General features: G+C 53.8%; 1 pseudogene. It reads left to right on the forward strand.

Annotated features, from left to right (window positions below):
- Positions 1-491, forward strand: a pseudogene (locus tag RAD15_RS43595) (hypothetical protein); the annotation flags it as partial.

Raw genomic sequence — 491 nt, forward strand, 5'->3', positions numbered from 1 at the left:
TGATTGTCCTGACCGCCGTAATGGTCTGGGTGATTTGGGGCGTGATCGTTAATGCCTGGTTTATTCCAGAAATTGCCAGCCAGTTCTTCACCATGGGTCTGGTGATTGGCATCATCGGCGTTGTTTTCCGCCTTAACGGCATGACGGTTAATACCATGGCTTCATCCTTTACCGAAGGGGCGCGAATGATGATCGCCCCTGCCCTGCTGGTGGGTTTCGCCAAAGGGATTTTGCTGCTGGTCGGTAATGGTGAAGCGGGTGATGCCAGCGTGTTAAATACCATCCTCAACAGCATTGCCAATGCCATTAGCGGTCTGGACAACGCGGTCGCGGCCTGGTTTATGTTGCTCTTCCAGGCGGTATTTAATTTCTTCGTGACGGCCGGTTCTGGTCAGGCGGCGTTAACCATGCCGTTACTGGCACCGCTTGGCGATCTGGTCGGTGTTAACCGTCAGGTTACCGTGCTGGCGTTCCAGTTTGGTAATGGCTTC

It is taken from the genome of Bradyrhizobium sp. 14AA, from assembly GCF_054185205.1.